Annotated in this window: 1 protein-coding gene; it reads right to left on the bottom strand. The window is 46.4% G+C overall.

Going from position 1 to position 1490, the window contains the following annotated elements:
• A partial coding sequence (locus MJZ26_15155; protein MCQ2107113.1) for a hypothetical protein occupies positions 1-1475 on the bottom strand: 1475 nt, incomplete at its 3' end.
• Positions 1476-1490 lie beyond the last annotated feature (15 nt).

The following is a 1490-nucleotide window of genomic DNA, read 5'->3' as shown; positions in this document are numbered from 1 at the left end:
TACTTTGTTTTGACTACTCTTGAGTAATTGGCAGTAGAATTCAGATTGTAAATGAATTTTTGATTTGCCGGATCAAGCGTATTGTAGAACTTTTTGTTCTGGCAATCGAATGCCTCCTCGTGAGGATTGTTATTGCAATAGGTATGACCTACATAATTTTCTTGGAATTTCTTGCCAGTTATCTCTTCGATGAAATATTGAATGAAGTAGTATGCGGAAGCGACGTGATCACCCATATTGCCTGTGATATATGTTATGTCTCCTGAAGCGTTCTCGAAAAGAGGATCGGAATTGTAGTCCTGAACCATCACATCCTCAGTCGAATTCCATATGACAAAAGGACACTTGTAAGCAAAAGGCTTGTCACACAGGTTGAATTTTTCCTTGTACTTTGGAAGCTGCTCATTCAATACATCAATATCAAACAGATGTGACAATTTCCCCCATCTTGAGAATCCGGGGAATGTCCCATAGTCAAGTCCCGGAGTAGTCAGTTCCTTAAGGGCTTCGTCAGTCAGTTCGCCTGTTTCCAGAGCATTCTGCGCGTTCGGCATGCCGTAGTATTCGCCAAAAACAAGCGGAGATCCGTAGTTGCCGTAATCGCCTGAGGTAAGATACTTTTGTGCACGGTTCTCTCCATTGTTATTCTTCACAAGATCCACAAAGTTCTTATAAAGATCCTCGCCAAGAATCATATTGTAAGATATTGAGGCAAGAGCCAGTCCACCGATGATGCCCGGGGCGTAGTCCAAGTCCCTGAACTCTGAGAAGGTATGGTGAATGTCATAAGGGCCATTGACAGCATACACCCTGGTGAGTTCCACATCGGGATATGCGGAACCGTTGGCGGACCATTCCTGAGCGACAGCAGCGGAAGTCATACCTCCTTCCGAGTGACCGCACACATATTGGGGAATACCTTGCAAACCGAAATCGCGGACAGCCGCGCTCAACAGTTCAAGCGCGGTAACAGCGTTATAATAAGCAAGATATGCCTGCGGCCTGTTCTGTGTTGCACCGAAGCCATAGTAATCGGCTGCAACCACTACAAATCCGTCAAGTGCGAATAATCCGTTTATATCAAACCCACCGGACGGGGTTTCGATCTGGGCAAACTGAGTCCCGTGGTTATAGAGTATCACTCCTTTGGCTTTTTCTTTCCCCTCAAAGATTGATTTCTTGCCGAGAACTATGCCGGAAGCAGGCACTTTTTCATTTCCCACAGGAGCTTTCCCCTCCCATATTACATACTTTTTCTCAACGATAGGATTGCCTTCCAGAAACTTGCTTACAACGGGGTCCAGCCAGGCTTGACAGCCGGGAACGTAAGCCGCCATTCCGGTCCACATCCAGAAAGCATCGATGCTGTTCATTGTTGCAACACGGGAGTTGACAACGGTTAGCAGTTTCCCTTCGTCAGGTACCGTGTCTTCTTTTTCACACCCTGTGAATGCCATAGCAAAGGCGATGGTCAAAGCCGCCAGGCTACA

This window comes from Fibrobacter sp. (genome assembly GCA_024398965.1).
Lineage (GTDB): Bacteria > Fibrobacterota > Fibrobacteria > Fibrobacterales > Fibrobacteraceae > Fibrobacter.
Note: the sequence above shows the minus strand (reverse complement) of the source record. Positions and strands in the feature narration are given on the sequence as shown.